11 protein-coding genes and 1 pseudogene are annotated in these 17,048 nt (G+C 70.2%); 6 read left to right on the forward strand and 6 right to left on the reverse strand.

The genetic code is table 11. The features are described 5' to 3' along the window. Positions 1 to 426 precede the first annotated feature (426 nt). Positions 427 to 873 (reverse strand): peptidoglycan-binding domain-containing protein, encoded by a 447-nt coding sequence (locus ACZ4O3_RS07895; RefSeq protein WP_384990107.1) that lies wholly within the window; start codon positions 871 to 873, stop codon positions 427 to 429. A 273-nt stretch (positions 874 to 1,146) separates the two neighbouring features. Between ACZ4O3_RS07895 and ACZ4O3_RS07900 the strand changes: the two genes are divergently transcribed. Continuing rightward, entirely contained in the window at positions 1,147 to 1,950 is an 804-nt protein-coding gene (locus ACZ4O3_RS07900; protein ID WP_467721592.1) for a peptidoglycan-binding protein, read from the forward strand. Then, positions 1,947 to 2,936, forward strand: coding sequence for a helix-turn-helix domain-containing protein (locus ACZ4O3_RS07905; RefSeq protein ID WP_467721593.1), 990 nt, complete (start codon positions 1,947 to 1,949; stop codon positions 2,934 to 2,936). The genes ACZ4O3_RS07900 and ACZ4O3_RS07905 overlap by 4 nt, the downstream gene beginning before the upstream one ends. A 95-nt stretch (positions 2,937 to 3,031) precedes the next feature. On the opposite strand, the gene fxsT is transcribed toward ACZ4O3_RS07905, so the two are convergent. Next, on the reverse strand, positions 3,032 to 5,092 hold the full coding sequence (gene fxsT / locus ACZ4O3_RS07910; RefSeq protein ID WP_467721594.1) for an FxSxx-COOH system tetratricopeptide repeat protein: 2,061 nt from the start codon (positions 5,090 to 5,092) through the stop codon (positions 3,032 to 3,034). Positions 5,093 to 5,453: 361 nt separating this feature from the next. Continuing rightward, positions 5,454 to 5,576 (reverse strand): annotated as a pseudogene (locus tag ACZ4O3_RS07915) (SMI1/KNR4 family protein); the annotation flags it as partial. A 34-nt stretch (positions 5,577 to 5,610) separates the two neighbouring features. On the opposite strand from ACZ4O3_RS07915, the gene ACZ4O3_RS07920 reads away from it, so the two are divergent. Continuing rightward, complete coding sequence (locus tag ACZ4O3_RS07920; RefSeq protein ID WP_467721669.1) at positions 5,611 to 6,402, forward strand: STM4011 family radical SAM protein; 792 nt, start codon at positions 5,611 to 5,613, stop codon at positions 6,400 to 6,402. Positions 6,403 to 6,628: 226 nt separating this feature from the next. On the opposite strand, the gene ACZ4O3_RS07925 is transcribed toward ACZ4O3_RS07920, so the two are convergent. After that, entirely contained in the window at positions 6,629 to 9,460 is a 2,832-nt protein-coding gene (locus ACZ4O3_RS07925; protein WP_467721595.1) for a helix-turn-helix transcriptional regulator, read from the reverse strand. A gap of 375 nt (positions 9,461 to 9,835) precedes the next feature. On the opposite strand from ACZ4O3_RS07925, the gene ACZ4O3_RS07930 reads away from it, so the two are divergent. Together ACZ4O3_RS07930 and ACZ4O3_RS07935 are read left to right on the forward strand one after the other, a co-directional pair. Next, complete coding sequence (locus ACZ4O3_RS07930; protein WP_467721596.1) at positions 9,836 to 10,732, forward strand: LysR family transcriptional regulator; 897 nt, start codon at positions 9,836 to 9,838, stop codon at positions 10,730 to 10,732. Positions 10,733 to 11,135: 403 nt separating this feature from the next. Further along, complete coding sequence (locus tag ACZ4O3_RS07935; RefSeq protein WP_467721597.1) at positions 11,136 to 12,254, forward strand: maleylacetate reductase; 1,119 nt, start codon at positions 11,136 to 11,138, stop codon at positions 12,252 to 12,254. Between the two features lie 543 nt (positions 12,255 to 12,797). Here ACZ4O3_RS07935 and ACZ4O3_RS07940 read toward each other — a convergent pair. Beyond that, a complete protein-coding gene (locus ACZ4O3_RS07940) occupies positions 12,798 to 13,694 on the reverse strand; it encodes an NAD(P)H-binding protein (RefSeq protein ID WP_362715117.1) in 897 nt (298 codons plus the stop codon). Between the two features lie 306 nt (positions 13,695 to 14,000). Beyond that, positions 14,001 to 15,680, reverse strand: coding sequence for a cytochrome b5 domain-containing protein (locus ACZ4O3_RS07945; protein ID WP_467721598.1), 1,680 nt, complete (start codon positions 15,678 to 15,680; stop codon positions 14,001 to 14,003). A 491-nt stretch (positions 15,681 to 16,171) separates the two neighbouring features. Here ACZ4O3_RS07945 and ACZ4O3_RS07950 point away from each other — a divergent pair, with 491 nt between their 5' ends. Next, on the forward strand, positions 16,172 to 16,945 hold the full coding sequence (locus ACZ4O3_RS07950) for a dioxygenase family protein (RefSeq protein ID WP_467721599.1): 774 nt from the start codon (positions 16,172 to 16,174) through the stop codon (positions 16,943 to 16,945). Positions 16,946 to 17,048: the final 103 nt, after the last annotated feature.

Here is a 17,048-nt window from a genome sequence, read left to right on the forward strand (position 1 = left end):
GGTTGCCGGGGCGTCGTCTGACGATGCGTCGTCGGGGAGACCGTCGTGTTCGTCCGGTGGTCTCCAGCCCGGCCGGCGCGCTTGAGACGCCTGGCGAGGCGGGACGAGGAGATGCGGTGCGAGACGGGCGGCGGGGCGGGGGAGGTCATCGCCGGAGTCAGGACGGAGGTCTCGCACGCCGACCTGCTCGACGCCGACCTCGGTGAGTGCTCGACGGAGCGGTTCGACGCCCCGGCGGTCGATGCGGTCCGGGGAAGTCGCTGGGCTCCGCTCGCCGTGACAGCTGTCCCGAGGAGTGACCCGGTCCCGGCCGGTTTCCGAGCGGGAACGCGGTCCCCGGCCCGCCCGTCCCTGCCGGGCACGGACGGGCCGGGGCGCTCACTCAACAGGGCAGCCGGGCCGACCGGTTGGGTGGGGCGAGCACGGTCAGGCGGCGAAGCGCTTGAACGCCGCCTTGGTACCCGCACCCGCGATACCGTCGATCGCGCCCGTGTAGCCGTAGTCGGCGGCCAGCAGACGCTGCAGCGCCTTGATGGTGTTGGTGCCGGGGTCGCCGTCGATGGCGCCGGTGTAGCCCCAGTACGTCTGGAGGCAGCGCTGGAAGGCCTTCCAGCTGTTGGTGCCCAGCTGGCCGTCGATGCTGTCGGTGTAGCCCCAGTAGTCCGCGAGGAACTCCTGGACGTTCTTGGCCTCGGAGGTGGTCAGACCGAAGTTCTGCGTCGCGGCCACGGCGGCGGGCTGGGCGGTCACCGCCGTGTGCGCGGTCGTCGCGGTCGCCGCGTAGCTGGTGCCCGCGATCGCCACACTGCCGGCGGTGAGACTGGCAACGGTGACGAGGCCGGCGATGGTCCTGCCCAGAGCGTTCGGTCGCATGCGTTCCTCTTTCGGTCGTGGGTCGGCACCTGTCCCGCTCGGCGGGCAGGTGGCGAGATCAAAGGTGCAGGGTGTCTGGGCGAGGGGGCCACGGCTGTGGGGCAAGTGGCGGATTTGCGGGACGATCACCCTGCTGAGCTGCGGCGACAGCGTCGGGCGGGACAGTGTTGCGGGACGCCGCATGGGACAGCTGTGACAGATGTGGCGGGCTCATGCAGAATGCGGAGTAGTGGAGGGGGCCGCGTATTCGATCATGTCCGCTTTGGGGGAAACATGCCGCGCTTCAAGCCTCTACCCGCCGAACTCGACCCTCCCGCACGGCAGTTGGCGGTGCGGTTACGCGAGCTGAAGAGTCACGCTGAGCTGACGGTCCGCCAGCTCGCGGCCAAGACCGGCTACAGCGCCAGATCGTGGGAACGGTACCTGGGAGGTACGTCACTGCCGCCCCGGGCAGCGGTGGAGGCGCTGGCCCGTATCACCGGTGCCGATTCCGTTCACCTGCTCGCGTTGCACGAGATCGCCGCCGATTCGTGGGCCCTCCGCCGTGCCGAGCCTGCCGCACAGCCGCAGCCCACTGAGCAGGAGCAGGAGCAGGATCCCGGTCCACCGCCCACACCGTTGGCGCCGACGGCATCACCCGCCACGGAATTGGCCAGACGCAGATTGCCGCACGTCGCCCTCACCGCCGGTGTCGTCGCCCTGACCGCGGCATTCATGGCGGCGCTGCTGCTGGTACTGCGTCTCGGTGAGGACGTCACCCCGGCAGCCGTCGCCACTCCGGCCGGCACCGCCGCGACCTCGTCGCCCCCCTCCTACACGTGCCGCATCACCCGTGCGGACGGCCGCTGGTCGGCAGGCATCAACAACGGCCGTGACACCGAGATCACCTACGGCGACACAGGCGCCGACGTCGCCGAGGCTCAGTGTCTGCTCCGCCGGGCAGGCATCTCGCCCGGAGGGATCGACGGCATGTTCGGCCCGCTGACCCTGCGGGCGGTCAAGACATTCCAGGACCGCGCGGGCCTGGTCGTCGACGGCATGCTGGGGCCGAGGTCCTGGAAGGCGCTCCGCGGATGACGCCCGGCGCACCCTCACCGTCGGGCGCCCGACTGGCCCTGGTGCTTCAGCAGTTGAAGCAGCACACCGGCCTGAGCCTGGCCCAGCTCGCGAACGCGACGACTTTCAGCAAGTCGTCCTGGGAGCGATATCTCAACTCCAAGAGCCTGCCGCCGCGCAGTGCGGTCGAGGAGCTGTGCCGCCTCGCCGGTGAAAGCGCTGACCACCCGTTGGCACTCCTGGACATTGCCCGGACGGACCGGAGGGAGGCCGGCAGGCCGACACCGGATCGACGGCGCCCCGAGACCCCGCCCGACAACGACGGTGCGGATACGGTCCCGGGCGACGCGGGCGACGCGGGCGACGCGGGCGACGCGGGCGACACGACGGGCCAGATCCGGAACCGGACTCAGACGCGATCACCCCACAGCGAAGCGGATCGGACGGACCGGAGACGCGCCGAGGCCACCCCCTCCGGCCCCGCCGGGCACCGGCACGCAACCGTCCTCACCGCCCTCGCGTCAGCCTGTGCCGTGGTTCTTGGAGCGCTCGTGCTCACCCACCTTCCCCCCTCGCACCGCAAGGGGGCGTCAGTGGCCGCCACGTCCTCTCCTGCCACGGGGGTGCGCTGCCGGCGGACCGCATGTCAGAACAAGGACCCGATCACGACGAACTGTGCCGCCGCCCCGTTGACCCTGGCCGAGCATGAGACGGCCACAGGTGCCTGGATCCAGATCCGCTACAGCCCGCAATGCGGTACCAGTTGGGCCCGGATGTGGGGCGCGGCCCTGGACGACCGCGTCGAGATGCGGGCGGGCGGCCGGGACGGCGCCCTGCGGTACGCCCGGGTCACCAGTCGCGGCGAGGCGGACACATATGTTCACACCCGGATGAGCGTGGTGAGCCCCGCGACCTCCGTGCAAGCCTGCTTCAGCCCCGCCGCGGGCGGCGGGAAGGAATGCGTCGAGACCCGCCTGGACCAGGCCACTCCGTCCCCTTCGCAGTGACCGGGTGGCGAGGCTCCCCGACGAGCGTGTCCGGCCCACCGGCCGGGTTTCGGGGTGTGCAGGCCGCCAGGAGGGTCCCCCTGGCTCGGAGTGGGTCAGCCGCTGAGCTGGTCCACCAGCGCGAGGGCGTTCTCGGTCTTGGGATGGGTGCTCCCAAGCCGCGTGCGTAGGATCCGTGCGCCCCGGCGTGCGAGGCTCACCGCGGACGAATCGTCCACGGCGTGCAGGGCCTTGGCCTTGAAGAGCAGCGCGTAGCCGATGTACAGGTGGTCCGGGGCGTAGAGGGTCTCGCGGATCCGCAGCGCCCGTGAGATCAGTGGCACGGCCGTGGCGGCGTCGCCGAGGTCGAAGTGGACGGTTGCCAGGGCGATCAGATCAAAGCTCACGTAGGGGTTGTCCGGCCCGTACGCCTCCTCGTCGATCCGCAGTGCCCGCTCGGCAAGCGGCAGTGCCGCCTCGTGATCGCCGAGAAGGCAGAGCGTCCGGGCGAGCGTCGCCAAGTCCGTCGCGATGGCGGGGCTCCCTGTCGGCAGACAGGACTCGTGCAGGCGCAGTGCACGCTCCGCCAACGGACGAGCCCTTTCCGGCGTACCGAGGTCGCGGTGGATCTGCGCGAGGGTGATCAGGTCGAAGCCGACCTCGGTGTCCCGCCCCCCGAGCGCTTCGTCGAGTGCGAGGGCGCGTTCGCAGAGCGACAGTGCCGCCCCGTAGGTGCCGATCTGCAGGAGGAACTCGGAGGCAAGGCGCAGCAGCACTGCGGTGTCCGCGGCGCATTCGGCCGGCGGTTCGTCCTTGGTCATGGCCAGCACGTGCGGGAGGAGCGCATGCCAGCGGGGCCGCGCGTCCGGGTCACCGTGGATGTCGTGCGGTACGGCCGCCAGCAGTGCACGGCGCAGCCGGACCCCGGCGGTCGCAAGCACGTCGTCCGGTGTCGCGGCCCGGATCGCTGCCTGGACCAGCCGGTGCAGTACCAGGGAGGAGCGCTCGCGCCGTGCGAGCCCCAGGCCGGCCAGGGCACCGACCGTCGTGTCCCACGCCAGCGGATCGGCGGCCGCCGCGATCAGCGGTTCCGGGCCGGCGGTGAACAGGTCCAGCGGGATCGGCTCGGGCGCGAGCAGAGCGCACAGCTCCAGCAGCCGCACTGCTTGCGGCCGTTCCCGCTCCAGCCTGTGCACGCTGAGCTGCCACAGAGTCGAGAGGAGGACCGACGGCCGGTCGGCCAGCTCGCCCCTTGAGATCATGTCCTCCAACCGCGACGTCAGCAGGCTCAGGTACTCCTCCGGCGCCGTCCGGTTGTAGTCCATGTAACCGGCTGCCTGCTCCAACGCGAGCGGCAGGTCGCCCAGTTGCTCCGCGATCAGGTCCGCCGTCCCCTCGGTCGTGCCGGGAACCCGCCGGACCAGCAGTGCCACCGACTCCTGCCTGGTGAACACCTCCAGGTCCATCACTGTGGCCGTGCCCAACCATCCGCTCACTCTGGTCGTGACGAGGACGTGGCCCTTCCTCGCCAGCTCTCCCGACGGCAGTGCCGGCACGAGCATGCCAGGCCTCTCCCCGTTGTCGAAGATCACCAGCCAGGGCCTGCGGTCCCGCAACTTGCCGTACACCCCCGGGACGACTTGTTCCGAGCCCACTTCAACCAGCCCCAGCTCCCTGGCCAGGGAGGTGAACTGCGACGCCACCAGGTCGGGGTCCTCTGCGTCGACGAACGCGACGAACCGGTACTTCGACAGGTACCGGTACGCGTACTCGACAGCGAGCTGTGTCTTGCCCACGCCACCGAGGCCGTGCACCACCTGGACGGCGGTCTCGCCTGCCGAGGCGAGCTGCCGGCGCAACTCCCGCATGTCGGCGTCGCGACCGGTGAAGTGGGCGTTGCGTGGCGGCAGCCGGTACGTCGTGGGCGCTGCCGGGCGCGGTGTGCGGCTGCCGATCGACTCCCGCCGCAGTTCGAGCAGTGCGAGCGGCACCAGGAGCAGGAGCGCCACCCACGGGTGCACGCGCACGATGTCGAGCGGTCCGGGCCAGTGACTCTGTCCGGAGGCGGCGTTGAAGGCGAGGCTGCCAACGAACAGCACGAGCAGAGCGGCCACCGCGCCGATCAGCCTCCGCCACATGGCTCCCTCTCCGGTCGCGACGGCGACCGTGACGACCACAGCCGACGTGATCGTAGCCGAGAACTCCGCCAGTCCGACGGGCGATTACCGACGCCGGTGACAGGCCGGCGGCCGAGCCGGCTCATCCCGCTCCGCCGGGCACGGCCCAGCCAGACCAGCTCCCGACGGCCGAAGACGCCGTCCAGCCGAGCCCGAACGCGCCGCTCAGCGGTTCTCCAGGGATGGTCCCGCAACCTGCACCGTGTTGGTGCGGAGGAGGCGCCAAGACCAGGTTCCGCGCGGCGCGGACGGCGAGGACCGAGCCCCGGCGTCCCGTCCGCATGCCTTGACCATCGGGTTCGTGATCACTGGCAGTCGCCCTGTTGACCGAGGGCGCAGAGCCAACAAGGGCGCGACGGGTCTACGGTGCCGACAGAGCCGTGCTCTCGGCCTTCTCCAACCAGCCGGTGTACCAGCGCGCGAAGGTCACCGGCGTACCGTCGTCGTCGAGCAGCGGGGCGAGGTCCACGTCGTCCACCCGGCAGATGTCCGCCTACGAGCGGAAGTACCGCGACGCCATGGACCTGACCCTGCTCTACCGCGGCCCGCTCGCCTCCTGCGACTACGACTGCCCGTACTGCCCGTTCGCCAAGCGGCGCGGCTCCACCGAGCAACTGCGCTCGGACCGCGCCGCGTTGGAACGCTTCACTCAGTGGGCCCGGGCGCAGACCGAGGACCGGCTGTCGGTCCTGTTCACGCCCTGGGGTGAGGGGCTGGTCCGGTCCTGGTACCGGCGGGCCCTCGTGGAACTGTCCCACCGGCCGCATGTGCGCCGGTTGGCCATCCAGACCAACCTGAGCCGCCGCACCGACTGGCTCGCCGACGCCGACGCCGACGCCGACCCCGGCACGCTCGCCGTGTGGTGCACGTACCACCCTGGCCAGACGCCCTACGACCGGTTCCTCGCCGAGTGCCGGGACCTGGCGGCGCGCGGCATCCGGTACAGCGTGGGGATCGTCGGCCTCACGGACCACCTGGACGCGGCCCGACGGCTGCGCGCGGACCTCGACCCGCTGTTCCCCTACAGCCGGACCCCGCACGCCAGCGCCGGACTGCCGTGCCGGACGGGCGAGTCGGTGGTCTCGGTGGACGGGGCGGGTACGGTCCGCCGCTGCCACTTCGTCCCGGCGCCGCTCGGCAACCTCCACGACGGCTCCTTCCGCGCCGCGCTCCGGCCCCGGGCCTGCCCGCTGGCCGTCTGCGACTGCCACATCGGCTACGTCCACCTGGAGACGCTGCCGCTGTACGACGTGTTCGCGGGCGGTGTCCTGGAACGCATCCCGGCGTCCCGGACGGCCGTCTCCAGGTAGGGGAATGACAGCCGCAACCAATCTCGCTCTCTTTCCCCGGGCCTCGAACGGTGTCTCGAACCGGGTGGCTCACCAGAGGGTTCGCCGGACACGGGGGCTCCTTCGTGCGATCGTCTGCTCCGACCGAGGTGCCCGTGACCAAGGTGAAGACCGTGAGGGTGAGATGGGACCACGACCACGGTGTGGCCGTGCTCGCTGCCCCCGCACCCGGCGGCCGGTGCAGCGCTCACCCGTCCCTGTCGATGCCCCGCTCGATCGCCAGCCGGGTCAGCTCGACGCGGGAGTTGATGCCGAGCTTGGTGAAGATGTGCTTCATGTGGGTGTTGACGGTGTGTACGGACACGTAGAGCCGGTCGGCGACGGCGCGGTTGGTGAGGCCCTCGGCGACGAGTGGGACGAGGTTCCGCTCGGACTCGGTCAGGTCCTGCCAGCCCCACGGGCCGGCGGTGTCGGTGCGCGCCAGGACGGAACGGACGCCGAGCTGCCGCAGGCGTTCCCTGATGCGTCCCTGGTCGCGATCGGCGCCCGAGGCCGACGTGAGGCGTGAAGCCTCCTCGAGGTAGGGGATAGCCGCAGCCGCCTGGCCCGTCCTGGCCATCAGCTCGGCGAGGTCCTCGCAGGCCGCGGCGAGGGCCAGTGGTCTGCCGGTGTTCCGGTAGGCGGCGACGGCGGACTCCAGGGCGCCGGCGTCGTGCTGCAGCAGGCCGTCCACGTGGGCGCGGACCGCCCCGGTGATATGCCGGCTCCCGTCCTCCGCGGTCAGGTCGAGCAGGGCACCGCAGACAGCCTCGGCGAGCGCCGGGTGCTCGCCGCGGAGTGCAGTGCGGACGACCGTGGGCCAATGAGACGGTGTGAGGACCAGCAGACACGCCGGTTCCCCGGTCCCGAAGCACTCCGCGAGTGCGACCGCCGACGCACCCGCGTCGCCCTCCGCGTCCGCCAGGCAGGCCCGGGCGAGGCTCACCCACGGGCCGTAGCGCTGTGTGTGGGCGCCGGTGGGGGCGGCGGCGAGGTGAACCTTGGCCTTCGCGAGGTCACCGCGTCGCAGTTCCACGAGCGCCAGGACCGCGCGGGCCTGCGGGCTGGACAGGGTGATCTCCAGCTCGCCCGCCACCGCCAGGCTGGCCTCGGCCTCCACGGCCGCGTCGTCCAGGGCTCCCTGTTCGAGGAGCGCGCAGGCGCGGGCGGCATGCCAGTGGGGCAGTGACCAGCCCAGGCCCAGCGCCTCCGCTTCGCGCTGTCCTTCCCGCAGGACCTGCTGGGCGTCGGCCAGCCGGTCGGTGTCGGTCAGTACGGTGGCCAGCCACAGCGCCGCGATCCGCGGGGGCCGCAGATAGAGCGCGACGGGCACGGTGCCGGCGCGCCGGGTGGCCTCCTCGGCGAGTTCGAGGGCGCGGGCCAGCCGGCCGCGGTAGAAGCAGGTCTGGGACTGGAAGATCAGGGCGCTGACCACGACGGCCGGGTCGTCGCTGCCGTGGGAGGCCTCGACCAGCCCGGTCCCGGTCCGCTCGGCGGCGGCGATGTCTCCCAGGTAGACGTGGCCCGTGGCCTTCGTCTTCAGCAGCCGGACCCGCAGGTCGGACGGCAGCCCGGGCAGATCGAGGGCCGTCTCCAGGTGGCTCATCGCGGCGGCGTCGTCACCCGCGGCCTGGTGGATCTCGGCGGCCGCCAGCCGCAGCCGCGCCTCCTGCGCGGGTTCGAGGCCCGCCGACGTCGTGGCGTCGACCAGTTCCAGCGCCTCGTGGAGCCGGCGGGTGCGGCCCAGGTACTCGACGGCGTCGGTCAGCAGCGCGATACGGCGCGGGTCGTGCCGGGGCAGCAGGCCCGCGATGCGTTGGGCCAGGTCCGCCGCCGCGTCCGGCGCCGAGGACGACATGTCTCGTACGGCGGTGGTCAGCGTGGTCACGGCCTGGTCGTCGACCGGGCCGCCCGACAGCAGCACGTGCCAGGCCACTTCGGCGGGGCGTGCCCCGACGGCGCGCAGCGTGTCCGCCGCCTCCTGATGCAGAGCGGTACGTATGGCCTGGGGCAGGTTCTCGTGGAAGGCCTGCCGTATGAGGTCGTGGCGGAAGGCCAGCCGGGGGCCGTCGGCTGAGAGAAGACCGGCGTCCAAAGCCGCCTCGGCGCCCGAGAGCAGACTGCCCACCCGTCTGCCGAGCATCCGGGCGGCCGCGCCGAAGTCGAATTCACGGCCGAGGACGGAGCCGATCTGGAGCAGGCGTACGGCGTCCGGCGGGAGCCGTTCCAGACGCGCGGCGATATTGCGCCGGAAACTGGCGGGAATACTGTCGTGGAGGAGGCTTGCTCCGCCCTCTTCCGCGGCGACGTCGGTGAAGGCGCGCGCCAGTTCAATCGCGAGGAAGGGATTGCCCCCTACGCCGTGCAGGCGTCTTACCAGACCGGGTGACGGCCGCTCCCCGAGGACGTCGGCAGCGATGTGCCGCAGATGTCGCTGCGGCAGTGGGCCGAGGGCCAGCCATCGGGCGCCGAGATGTTCGAGGTCCTCCCGGACCCTGGCTACGATCGGCCTCTCGTTGTCCGACCGGAGGGCCAGCACCCAGAGGATGCGGGAGGCGACGAGCCGTCCGGGCAGGGTGCGCAGGACGAACAGGGTCGCGGGATCGGCCCACTGCGCGTCGTCCACGAGAACGGCCACCGGTGCGCGCTGCGCCCGCTCCTCCAGGGTGTCCGCGATGGAGTCCAGGAGCAGGAGCCGCTGATCGTCCGCGGCTTCCGCGATCCCGACGGAACCGGAGGAGGAGCACAGGGCGGACAGGAGCGTGGCTCTCGCCGCGTACTGGTCGAGCTCATCGGCGCGCACCGACACGACGTCGAAGCCGAACCGCCGCGCCATCCCGTCGAGCTCCGTGAGGAAACGGCTCTTGCCGACGCCGGGCGAGCCCTCTACGACGACGCAGCGGCCCAGCCCGCCGTGGACCGCGTCCAGGGCCTCACGGACCGTCGAGATCTCGCGTTCCCGCCCCCGCAGGCTCAGCCCGGTGACGGTCTGGTCCCCGCACCCGCCGGCCTGGCTCTCGGCTGGGTTCGTGCTGCTCATGGGGCAAGCATGGCGTACGGGTCGTGTCCGCTACGAGCGTGGGTTCCCATCGGCGTCGTCACGCACCCTGATCAAAGCGGAGTTTCCGTACACCGCCCGGTGCGGCGATCACCTTCATATAACCCATCTGTGGGATGCCGACGGATGCCAGGGCGTTGGAATGTGGACGCGAGATGTCACCAAGGTGAGAAGCGACGAAACGGACTTGTTTGTTGAGTAGCCGCGTAATCACCGCAATTACTGCAAACGCCAAGGGACTCGGCTCCCGCTGTGACTCGCCCGCGGCACCTCGGGAGTAGGTGTCGCCGGGTTGCGGGTGGGTGCGTGAGGGCCGAAGAGCACGGATTCTGGTCATTCCCAGTCTTGGAGTAGCGAGTGCTCCCAGTTGATCTCCGACAGTTCGAATGTTTCATCGTCGTCGCCGAGGAGGGAAACGTCAGCCGGGCCGCGGCGCGGCTGCACATGACCCAGCCGCCGTTGACCCGGCGGATCGTACGGCTCGAACGGGCCGTCGGCGCCCGCCTCTTCATGCGCACCCCCGGCGGTGTCGAGTTGACCGAGGCCGGTGCACTCCTGCTCGAACAGGCTTACCGGATCGTGCAGTTGACCGCCCACGCCATCGACCGCGCACGGCTGGCCGACGCGGGACAGGCAGGCTCCCTGGTGGTGGGCTACTTCGGTTCCCCGATGTTCGACACGGTGCCGCGCCTGCTGCGGGGATTCCTCCAGACCCGTCCCGCGGTGAGCCTGGTCCTCGAAAGGGCCACGAAGAACGTGCAGGCCGATGCGATCCGCGACGGACGCATGCACTTGGGTTTCAGTCGCCAGTACCGAAGCGAAACGGGGCTCGCCGTGCGACACGTCGCCAGCGAACCCCTCTACCTCGCCGTTCCCGAGGCTCATCCGCTGCTGCAGACGGGCAAGGCGGCGCTGGCCGATCTGCACGACCAGGAACTCGTTCTCTTTCCCGCGGCCCCTCGCCCCAGCTTCGCCGACGAGGTCAGCCAATTGTGCACCCAGGCCGGGTTCACGGCGCATGTGGTCCGAGAGGCCGGGGACGTGCTCACCGCCCTGGGATATGTGGCATCGGCCGGATTCTGCTCGGTGGTGCCCCGGTCCGCGACCGGAATCACGCTCCCGGGCGTCGGCTTCGTACCGCTGGCCGACACGCCTCAGGAGAAGCTGAGTTGCCTGTACCGCGCGGACGACACGCCCTCGCTCGTCCAGGCCTTCCTCGATCATGTCTCCGCCACCTCGCCCGGGGCCGGATGACCCGGGAGACGGGCCGGCGTGATACTCGTGCGGCTCGGTGGTCCGTTCCGATCGGGTATTGGCCCGTGGTGTGCGGGCGCGGTTAGCGTGATCGTGGAATCCGGTCGTCGGTCGTGCGGATGCCGGATCCCTGTCCACCTTCGTGCCGCAGCCCCCGTACCGCGTGACAGCGCACCCCTCGCTCGAGGCCCTCGGTCGTGGACCGGTTGCGCAGATCCCCGTCACCTACCCGATGCGGGCCGCCGGACCGATGGCCGGACCGGTGCGCGTGCACCGGGGTCGGCATGACCACCTCGACGGAAAGCAGGTCGGAGGTGCCGCCCGCACCTGGTCCCGGCGGCAACGAGACCGAGCATCTCTGGACTCGAACCACGAGCCCTGTTGAATGAGGAGATCCATCATCATGAACGGGAACGATCCGTCCTTGCCTTCGGCAGAACTCACGGGCTTCGTCCACGAATGGCCTGCTTCACGGGTCGTGTTCGGGCCCGGCCTGATCTCGGTCGCCGCCCGTGAGGCATCCCGGTACGGCGATCGGATCGCGGTGATTCACGATCCGACCGCCCAGAGCGCCGCGGACCGGCTGACAGCGGATGCGGCGGGAGGGGTCTGCGCGCGCGTCGGCGAGGTGGTGCAGCACGTACCCGTGCACGCCGTCGACAAGGCCGTGACCACCATCCGCGACGCCCGCGCGGGAGTACTGGTCTGCATCGGCGGCGGTTCGGCCACCGGTCTCGCCAAGGGCGTCGCCAGGAAACTGGAACTGCCGCTGGTGGCCATTCCGACCACCTACGCCGGCAGTGAGATGACCTCGATCTGGGGGATGACCCAGGACGGCAAGAAGACCACCGGGCGAGCGACCGCTGTCCGGCCCCGCACGGTGGTCTACGATCCCGAACTGACCCTGGATCTCCCCGCGGAGATCTCGGTGACGAGCGGTATCAACGCCATCGCACACTGCGTGGAGGCACTGTACGCCCACGATGCGTCCCCGCTGACGCGGCTGACTGCCGGCGAGGGGATCCGCTCCATGGCCCGGGCTCTGCCGACCATCCTCGAACGGCCCCGTGAGGTGTCCGCCCGCAGCTTCGCGCTGCGAGGCGCCTGGCTCTCCGGATGGTCGCTGGAGGTGGCCACCACCGGTCTGCACCACAAACTCTGTCACGTCCTCGGCGGCCTGCTCGACCTTCCGCACAGCCCCCTGCACACCGTGCTCCTTCCCTACACCGTCGCGCACCTCGCGCCGGCCGCCGTGACCGACACCCAGGCCGTCCTCGAGAGTCTCGGAATCACCGGTCCCGTGAGCGACGCCGGCGGCCTGATCTGGGACCTCCACCGGCTCCTCGCCGCACCCACGGCGCTTGCCGGAATCGGTATGCGCGAGGCAGACGTGGACGTGGCGGTCGTAGCGGCATCGGCGGTGCTGGCCGACCTCCCACTGCCACCGCGTCCGGTGACGGCCTCCGACCTCCGAGACTTGATCCGGGCAGCGTTCGACGGCAACCGGCCCGCGTCGCGGTGACATGTCGTCGCGCCGCAGCACACACCCTCGATGCCGTCCCTCTGCGTGAGCGCCTGAACGCCGCCGCTCCGTGACGTTCAGGTCCGGGGCCACCGGTTCGGCCCGACGCTGTCCGATCGCCGTCGGACCAGCAGCTACGAGGACTGCGCCGCCTGCCCCGGCATAAGCGCGTACACGTTCGGCTCGCTCGGTGCCAGGACACGGTTCGACGGGAGCGGTGCCGTGGGGGCGGAGGGGAGACTGATCGGTGGCTGCATCGAAACGCCGTGGCTCTCTCGACTTGCCGATCACCGCCGACATCGAGCGCGGCCACACATCACCCCGGATGCCGATCGTCAACGGGACGTAGCCCGGGTCCACGAGGTCGATGTTCCGGCCGCCGCCGTTGACGGGAAGTGCCTTCTGGGGAGGCGGGTCCGGAGCGGCCGGTCTCACCTGCCGTCCGGGGCCGGCGCGGGGTCCCTTTTGGGATACACCCTCGTCGCCGGCCCCGGCATTGCCGCCGCCTCCTGGGAGTTCAGCGGCCGTTGATGCAAATGCCCCTCATCGGACACCGCGCGCTGTCGTGGGCTCGGGCCACCAGGCCGCGTCCGAGATCGGTGTCGCCGGCGAGCCGGTGAGCCGGGGGACGACGTCGGTGACCGTGGAGACCTCGCCCCTGTCGATCGCCTGGAACCACGAGATCCAGGTCTCGATCTGTTCCCCGGTGACACCCCGTCGCCAGCGCCGCGCGAAGGCTTCCTCAAGGGTCTCGGTCTGGAAGCGGTAGGGGCGGCCGGTGGCCGCGGCGATCCGGGTGACCGCTTCGTCGAGGGTCAGCGCCTCGGGCCCGGTGATCTCCAGGACCGCGCCGTCGTGTTCGGAGCGGGGACCGTCGTCGAGGGCGACCGTCGTGATCACCCGAGTGATGTCCTCGTGGGTGACGAAGGCGGCCCGGCCGGTGTGCGCCGGGCCCCTCACGACGAAGTCCTCGTCGGCGAGGGCCGCCGGCGTCGACGAGTACCAGCCCGCGCGGAGCACCGTGTGACGGATTCCGGACCCGGCCAGGAACTGTTCGGTCGTCCACTGGTCGCGTGCGTTGAGATACGTGGCGACCGGCGAGGCGCCAACGAGGGACACGTACAGGACGCGCTCCACGCCGACCGCCGTCGCCGCCTCGATCGCGGTCGCGTGTTCCTCCAGTCGGCGGCCCGTACGGTATCCGGAGACCAGGATGAGGGTCGACGCGCCCTCGAGTGCCTTGCGCATGGCCGGGGCGTCGTCGTAGGCGGCAGGACCGCGCCGCTGAGCACCCGGCAGGTCGGTCATACGGTCAGGGCTGCGCCCGACGAGGAGCTGGGGCACGCCGTGCAGGGCGAGCCGGGCGGCGATTCTGCTGCCCAGCGCACCGGTCACCCCGGTGACCGCCACCGCGGCGTGGTTCTCCTCAGACATGGGCATGGGTTTCCCTCCATCCGGGGCCGCGGTCGATCGCGGAACCCCTTGAATCCGATTGCTTGCCAAGAAGGGGCGTGTGTCGCGCACCGGGCCGGTGACCGAGGGGAGTTGAACGGACCGCGCGACTCGCGGATCCGGTCATGCCGGGCAGGGGCCAGGCCGGAGGCCAGGTCTGAGGCCGTCCGTCGTGACCGGACGCACCCGTGTCTCGCGCTCGTCGAAGGTCCGCGTCGGTCCGGCTGACGGCCGACCCCGTGCGCGTCGTGCGGGCAAAGCCGCACCGGCACAACGAACTTCAGGCGCAGGGCGTTAGTCGACCAGCCGGCCGACGCAGAAGTTGTCCATGTGCTTGAGCGCCGCCTTGCTGTGGAAGTCGGAGAACTCCGCGGTCGCGTCCCGCCCGGCGTACATGCGGGCGACGAACGCTCCGCCCGGGTGGTGGTCCTTCCACTCGCTGAAGTCGTACACCTTGCCACCGATGACGATCCAGCAGTCGTCGAAGGTGTTGTGCCCCGCGAGCTCGTCCCTGGTCACCTCCCGGTCGCCGGTCGACGGATTCTGCGGTTTCCACAGGTTGCGCATCACTTCCCTGCGCGCGCTGGCGATCACTTCTCGGTCGCGGAAGTCCCACGGGCCGAGCTTCTTCCTCGGCAGCGAGTCCCCGACGTCGCGTGCGTCGAAGTCGTAGATCCACGCGTCGTCGTTGCCGGCTCGCTGCTCGTGGGCGAACAGCGGGAAGTCGCGCTCGTCGGCCGCCGCCAGCAACGCCTTGCGCTCCGGTGTGTCCTCGGGCTCCAGGACCTTGAAGTTGAACTTGGACGCGAACTGGAAGCGGCTCGCCCGGTAATGCCTGACGCGCTCGTAGTGCAGAAGGGCGCTGTAGACGTCGTCGCCGTGCAGCTTGAAGCAGCTGCTCAGCGCCGCGCCGTCCTCAAGGGTCTGGTTGACTCCCTGACCGAACGTCGGAAGCATCGGGTGCGCCGCGTCCCCGAGCAGGCAGATCCGGCCCTCCTGCCAGTCTTCGAGAGCGTCCCGGTCGTAGAGCCCCCACTTCGTCGGCTCGACCATCGCGGCGCCCATCGCGAGGATGTCGTCCTTGCGAGGATCGCCGGCGAACGCACGCTCGGTCGTCTCCAGGATGTCGGCGTTCTCGATCGGCTTCCAGCCCGCCCAGTCCTCGGGGAACTCGCCCGAGTCCGGGGTGTACACGCCATACCACACGTTGAGCAGTTCCCCGCCGCGGACCCAGTACGTCATCACCCACGCGGTGTCGTGCCGGCGGGTGTCCATGCTGTACGAGTCGATCGGGTTGTGGTCGAGCGGGCTGCCGTCCGGCTTCCGCAGGGCAGCGACCTTGTCGCGCGGGATCAGTCCCCGGTAACACACGACGTCCGTCCAGCGCCGCTGCCCCCTGCCGGGCCACGTCTCCTTCAGTACCCTGGACCCGATTCCGTCGGCTCCGACCACCAGGTCGGCGGTGACCGTCGTCCCGTCCTCGAAGACGGCCGTCGCGCGGTGCTCGTCCTGCGACAGCTTCGTCAGACGCTTGCCCATGTGCACGCGGACGGGGCACTTCACACCGGACTCGGGGCCGAGCTCGCTCACCCGCTTGTGCAGGCACATCAGCAGGTCCTGCCGGTGCATGTGGTGGAAACCACCGCCTTGGCTCAGCTGCTCCGGCGTGTTGTACGGGATCGGCTTACGAGACACCGATCCGTCGGCCAGTATCTCCCGGGACGCTTCCAGGATCGCGGCACGCCCGCCGTCCGGCACGCCGTCGGGGCCCTTGGGGTCGCCACCGTCGAGGTCGACGCCCAGCCAGTGGCACAGCCGGGCACCGTTGGGGGATATGTTCAGGCCGGCGCCCGCGGTGGTGGGAGTCCTGGTCTGCTCGTAGACGTCGATCGAATCGAACACGCCCTCTGCTTCACGGAGAGCCAGGGCGGCGAAAAGCCCTCCCATTCCGCCACCGATGATCACAGCATGCATACGTCCTCCAGGTCGTCTTCGATTCAGGAAGGATTCGGGTGGTCACGCCGGCACGTTCAGCAGACGTTAGGCACCGGCGTCGTGTGTCGTCCAATACCGAGAACTCGCCGCCGTCATACCTTTCGCGACCCGCGTCATGCAGCCGGTTGTGTTTTCTGACCGCCGGTGGATTCCACGGTCCACGACAGCCGAAATCGCGTACGCCGGGTCGCGTGCGGACGCGCGTCGGCCGGCGGCTCGGCCAGTCCCCGCCGCTCAAAACGCCAGCTCAGCAGGTTCTGTTCACTGACTCATGGATCTCATGGCGACGGGGACTTGCCGACATGGCCCGGGAGTTCGCCTCGATAGCGTGATACCCGTACGGCACGGTGGGCCGTTTCGATCCGGTATTGGCCGGTGTCGTGTGGGTGCCGTTAGCGTCGTCGTCGAATCCGGTTGCCGGTCGCACGGATGCTGGATTCCCGTTCCGGCGGCTTCCACAGGAGGATGAGATGGCGGATCAGCGTGTTGTGGAGTTGTTCGACGAGTTCATGGAGATGGTGAGGGAGTTCATTGTTCGTCACCGTCTTCAGTACGAGGACTACGCGGCGGTCACTCGGTATCTGGTCCGGGTGAGCGAGGCGGGTGAATGGCCTTTGTGGATGGACAATTTCCTCGAGGCGACCGTGGACACCACCAGTTACGGCGAGGGTCCGTGGACGCCGAGTGCCATAGAGGGCCCCTACTACAAGCCCGGGGCGCCGCTGCTGAGCCGGCAGCCGTACACGCTGCCGATGCGCCCCGACGAGGCGGGCGACAAGATGCTGTTCAAGGCGTCGGTACGCGATCCGGCCGGGGAGCCTCTGCCCGCGGCGGTGATCGACGTGTGGCACGCCACCGACAAGGGGCTGTACAGCTTCATCGACGCGGGCATGCCCGACGACTTCATCCTGCGGGCCCGTGTTCCCGTCGACGAGGACGGCACGACGGCGTTCCGCAGCATCCGTCCCGCCCCGTACGAGATCCCGAAGAACGGGCCCACCGGCGACCTGCTCAACTCGGTTCTGGGCCGGCACACCTGGCGCCCCGCTCACCTGCATTTCAGGATCACGGCCGAGGGCTACAAGCCGTTGGTGACGCAGCTCTACTTCGGGGGCGACCCCTACCTGGACAGCGACTGCGCCGAGGGCGTGAAGCAGGGCCTGATCATTCCGCTGAGCAAGACCGACGTGGACGGCGACAGCTGGACGCACGGCGAATTCACCTTCGTACTGCAGCCCCAGTAGCCGCGAGAAAGGAACCGGTACTCCGATGTGCCATGTCCACTCCACCGCTCCGCGGCCCGAACTGACAGTTCGTCAGGAACGGCGGCGAACAGCCGGTACCGAT

The sequence above is a fragment of the Streptomyces sp. NPDC026515 genome (assembly GCF_055567595.1).

Bases quoted from the DNA above. Each gene is read 5' to 3' on its own strand.
- ACZ4O3_RS07895 (WP_384990107.1), bottom strand. From the start codon at position 873: ATGCGACCGAACGCTCTGGGCAGGACCATCGCCGGCCTCGTCACCGTT.
- ACZ4O3_RS07925 (WP_467721595.1), bottom strand. From the start codon at position 9,460: ATGAGCAGCACGAACCCAGCCGAGAGCCAGGCCGGCGGGTGCGGGGAC.
- ACZ4O3_RS07900 (WP_467721592.1), top strand. From the start codon at position 1,147: ATGCCGCGCTTCAAGCCTCTACCCGCCGAACTCGACCCTCCCGCACGG.
- ACZ4O3_RS07940 (WP_362715117.1), bottom strand. From the start codon at position 13,694: ATGCCCATGTCTGAGGAGAACCACGCCGCGGTGGCGGTCACCGGGGTG.
- ACZ4O3_RS07945 (WP_467721598.1), bottom strand. From the start codon at position 15,680: ATGCATGCTGTGATCATCGGTGGCGGAATGGGAGGGCTTTTCGCCGCC.
- ACZ4O3_RS07950 (WP_467721599.1), top strand. From the start codon at position 16,172: ATGGCGGATCAGCGTGTTGTGGAGTTGTTCGACGAGTTCATGGAGATG.
- ACZ4O3_RS07935 (WP_467721597.1), top strand. From the start codon at position 11,136: ATGAACGGGAACGATCCGTCCTTGCCTTCGGCAGAACTCACGGGCTTC.
- ACZ4O3_RS07905 (WP_467721593.1), top strand. From the start codon at position 1,947: ATGACGCCCGGCGCACCCTCACCGTCGGGCGCCCGACTGGCCCTGGTG.
- ACZ4O3_RS07920 (WP_467721669.1), top strand. From the start codon at position 5,611: ATGGACCTGACCCTGCTCTACCGCGGCCCGCTCGCCTCCTGCGACTAC.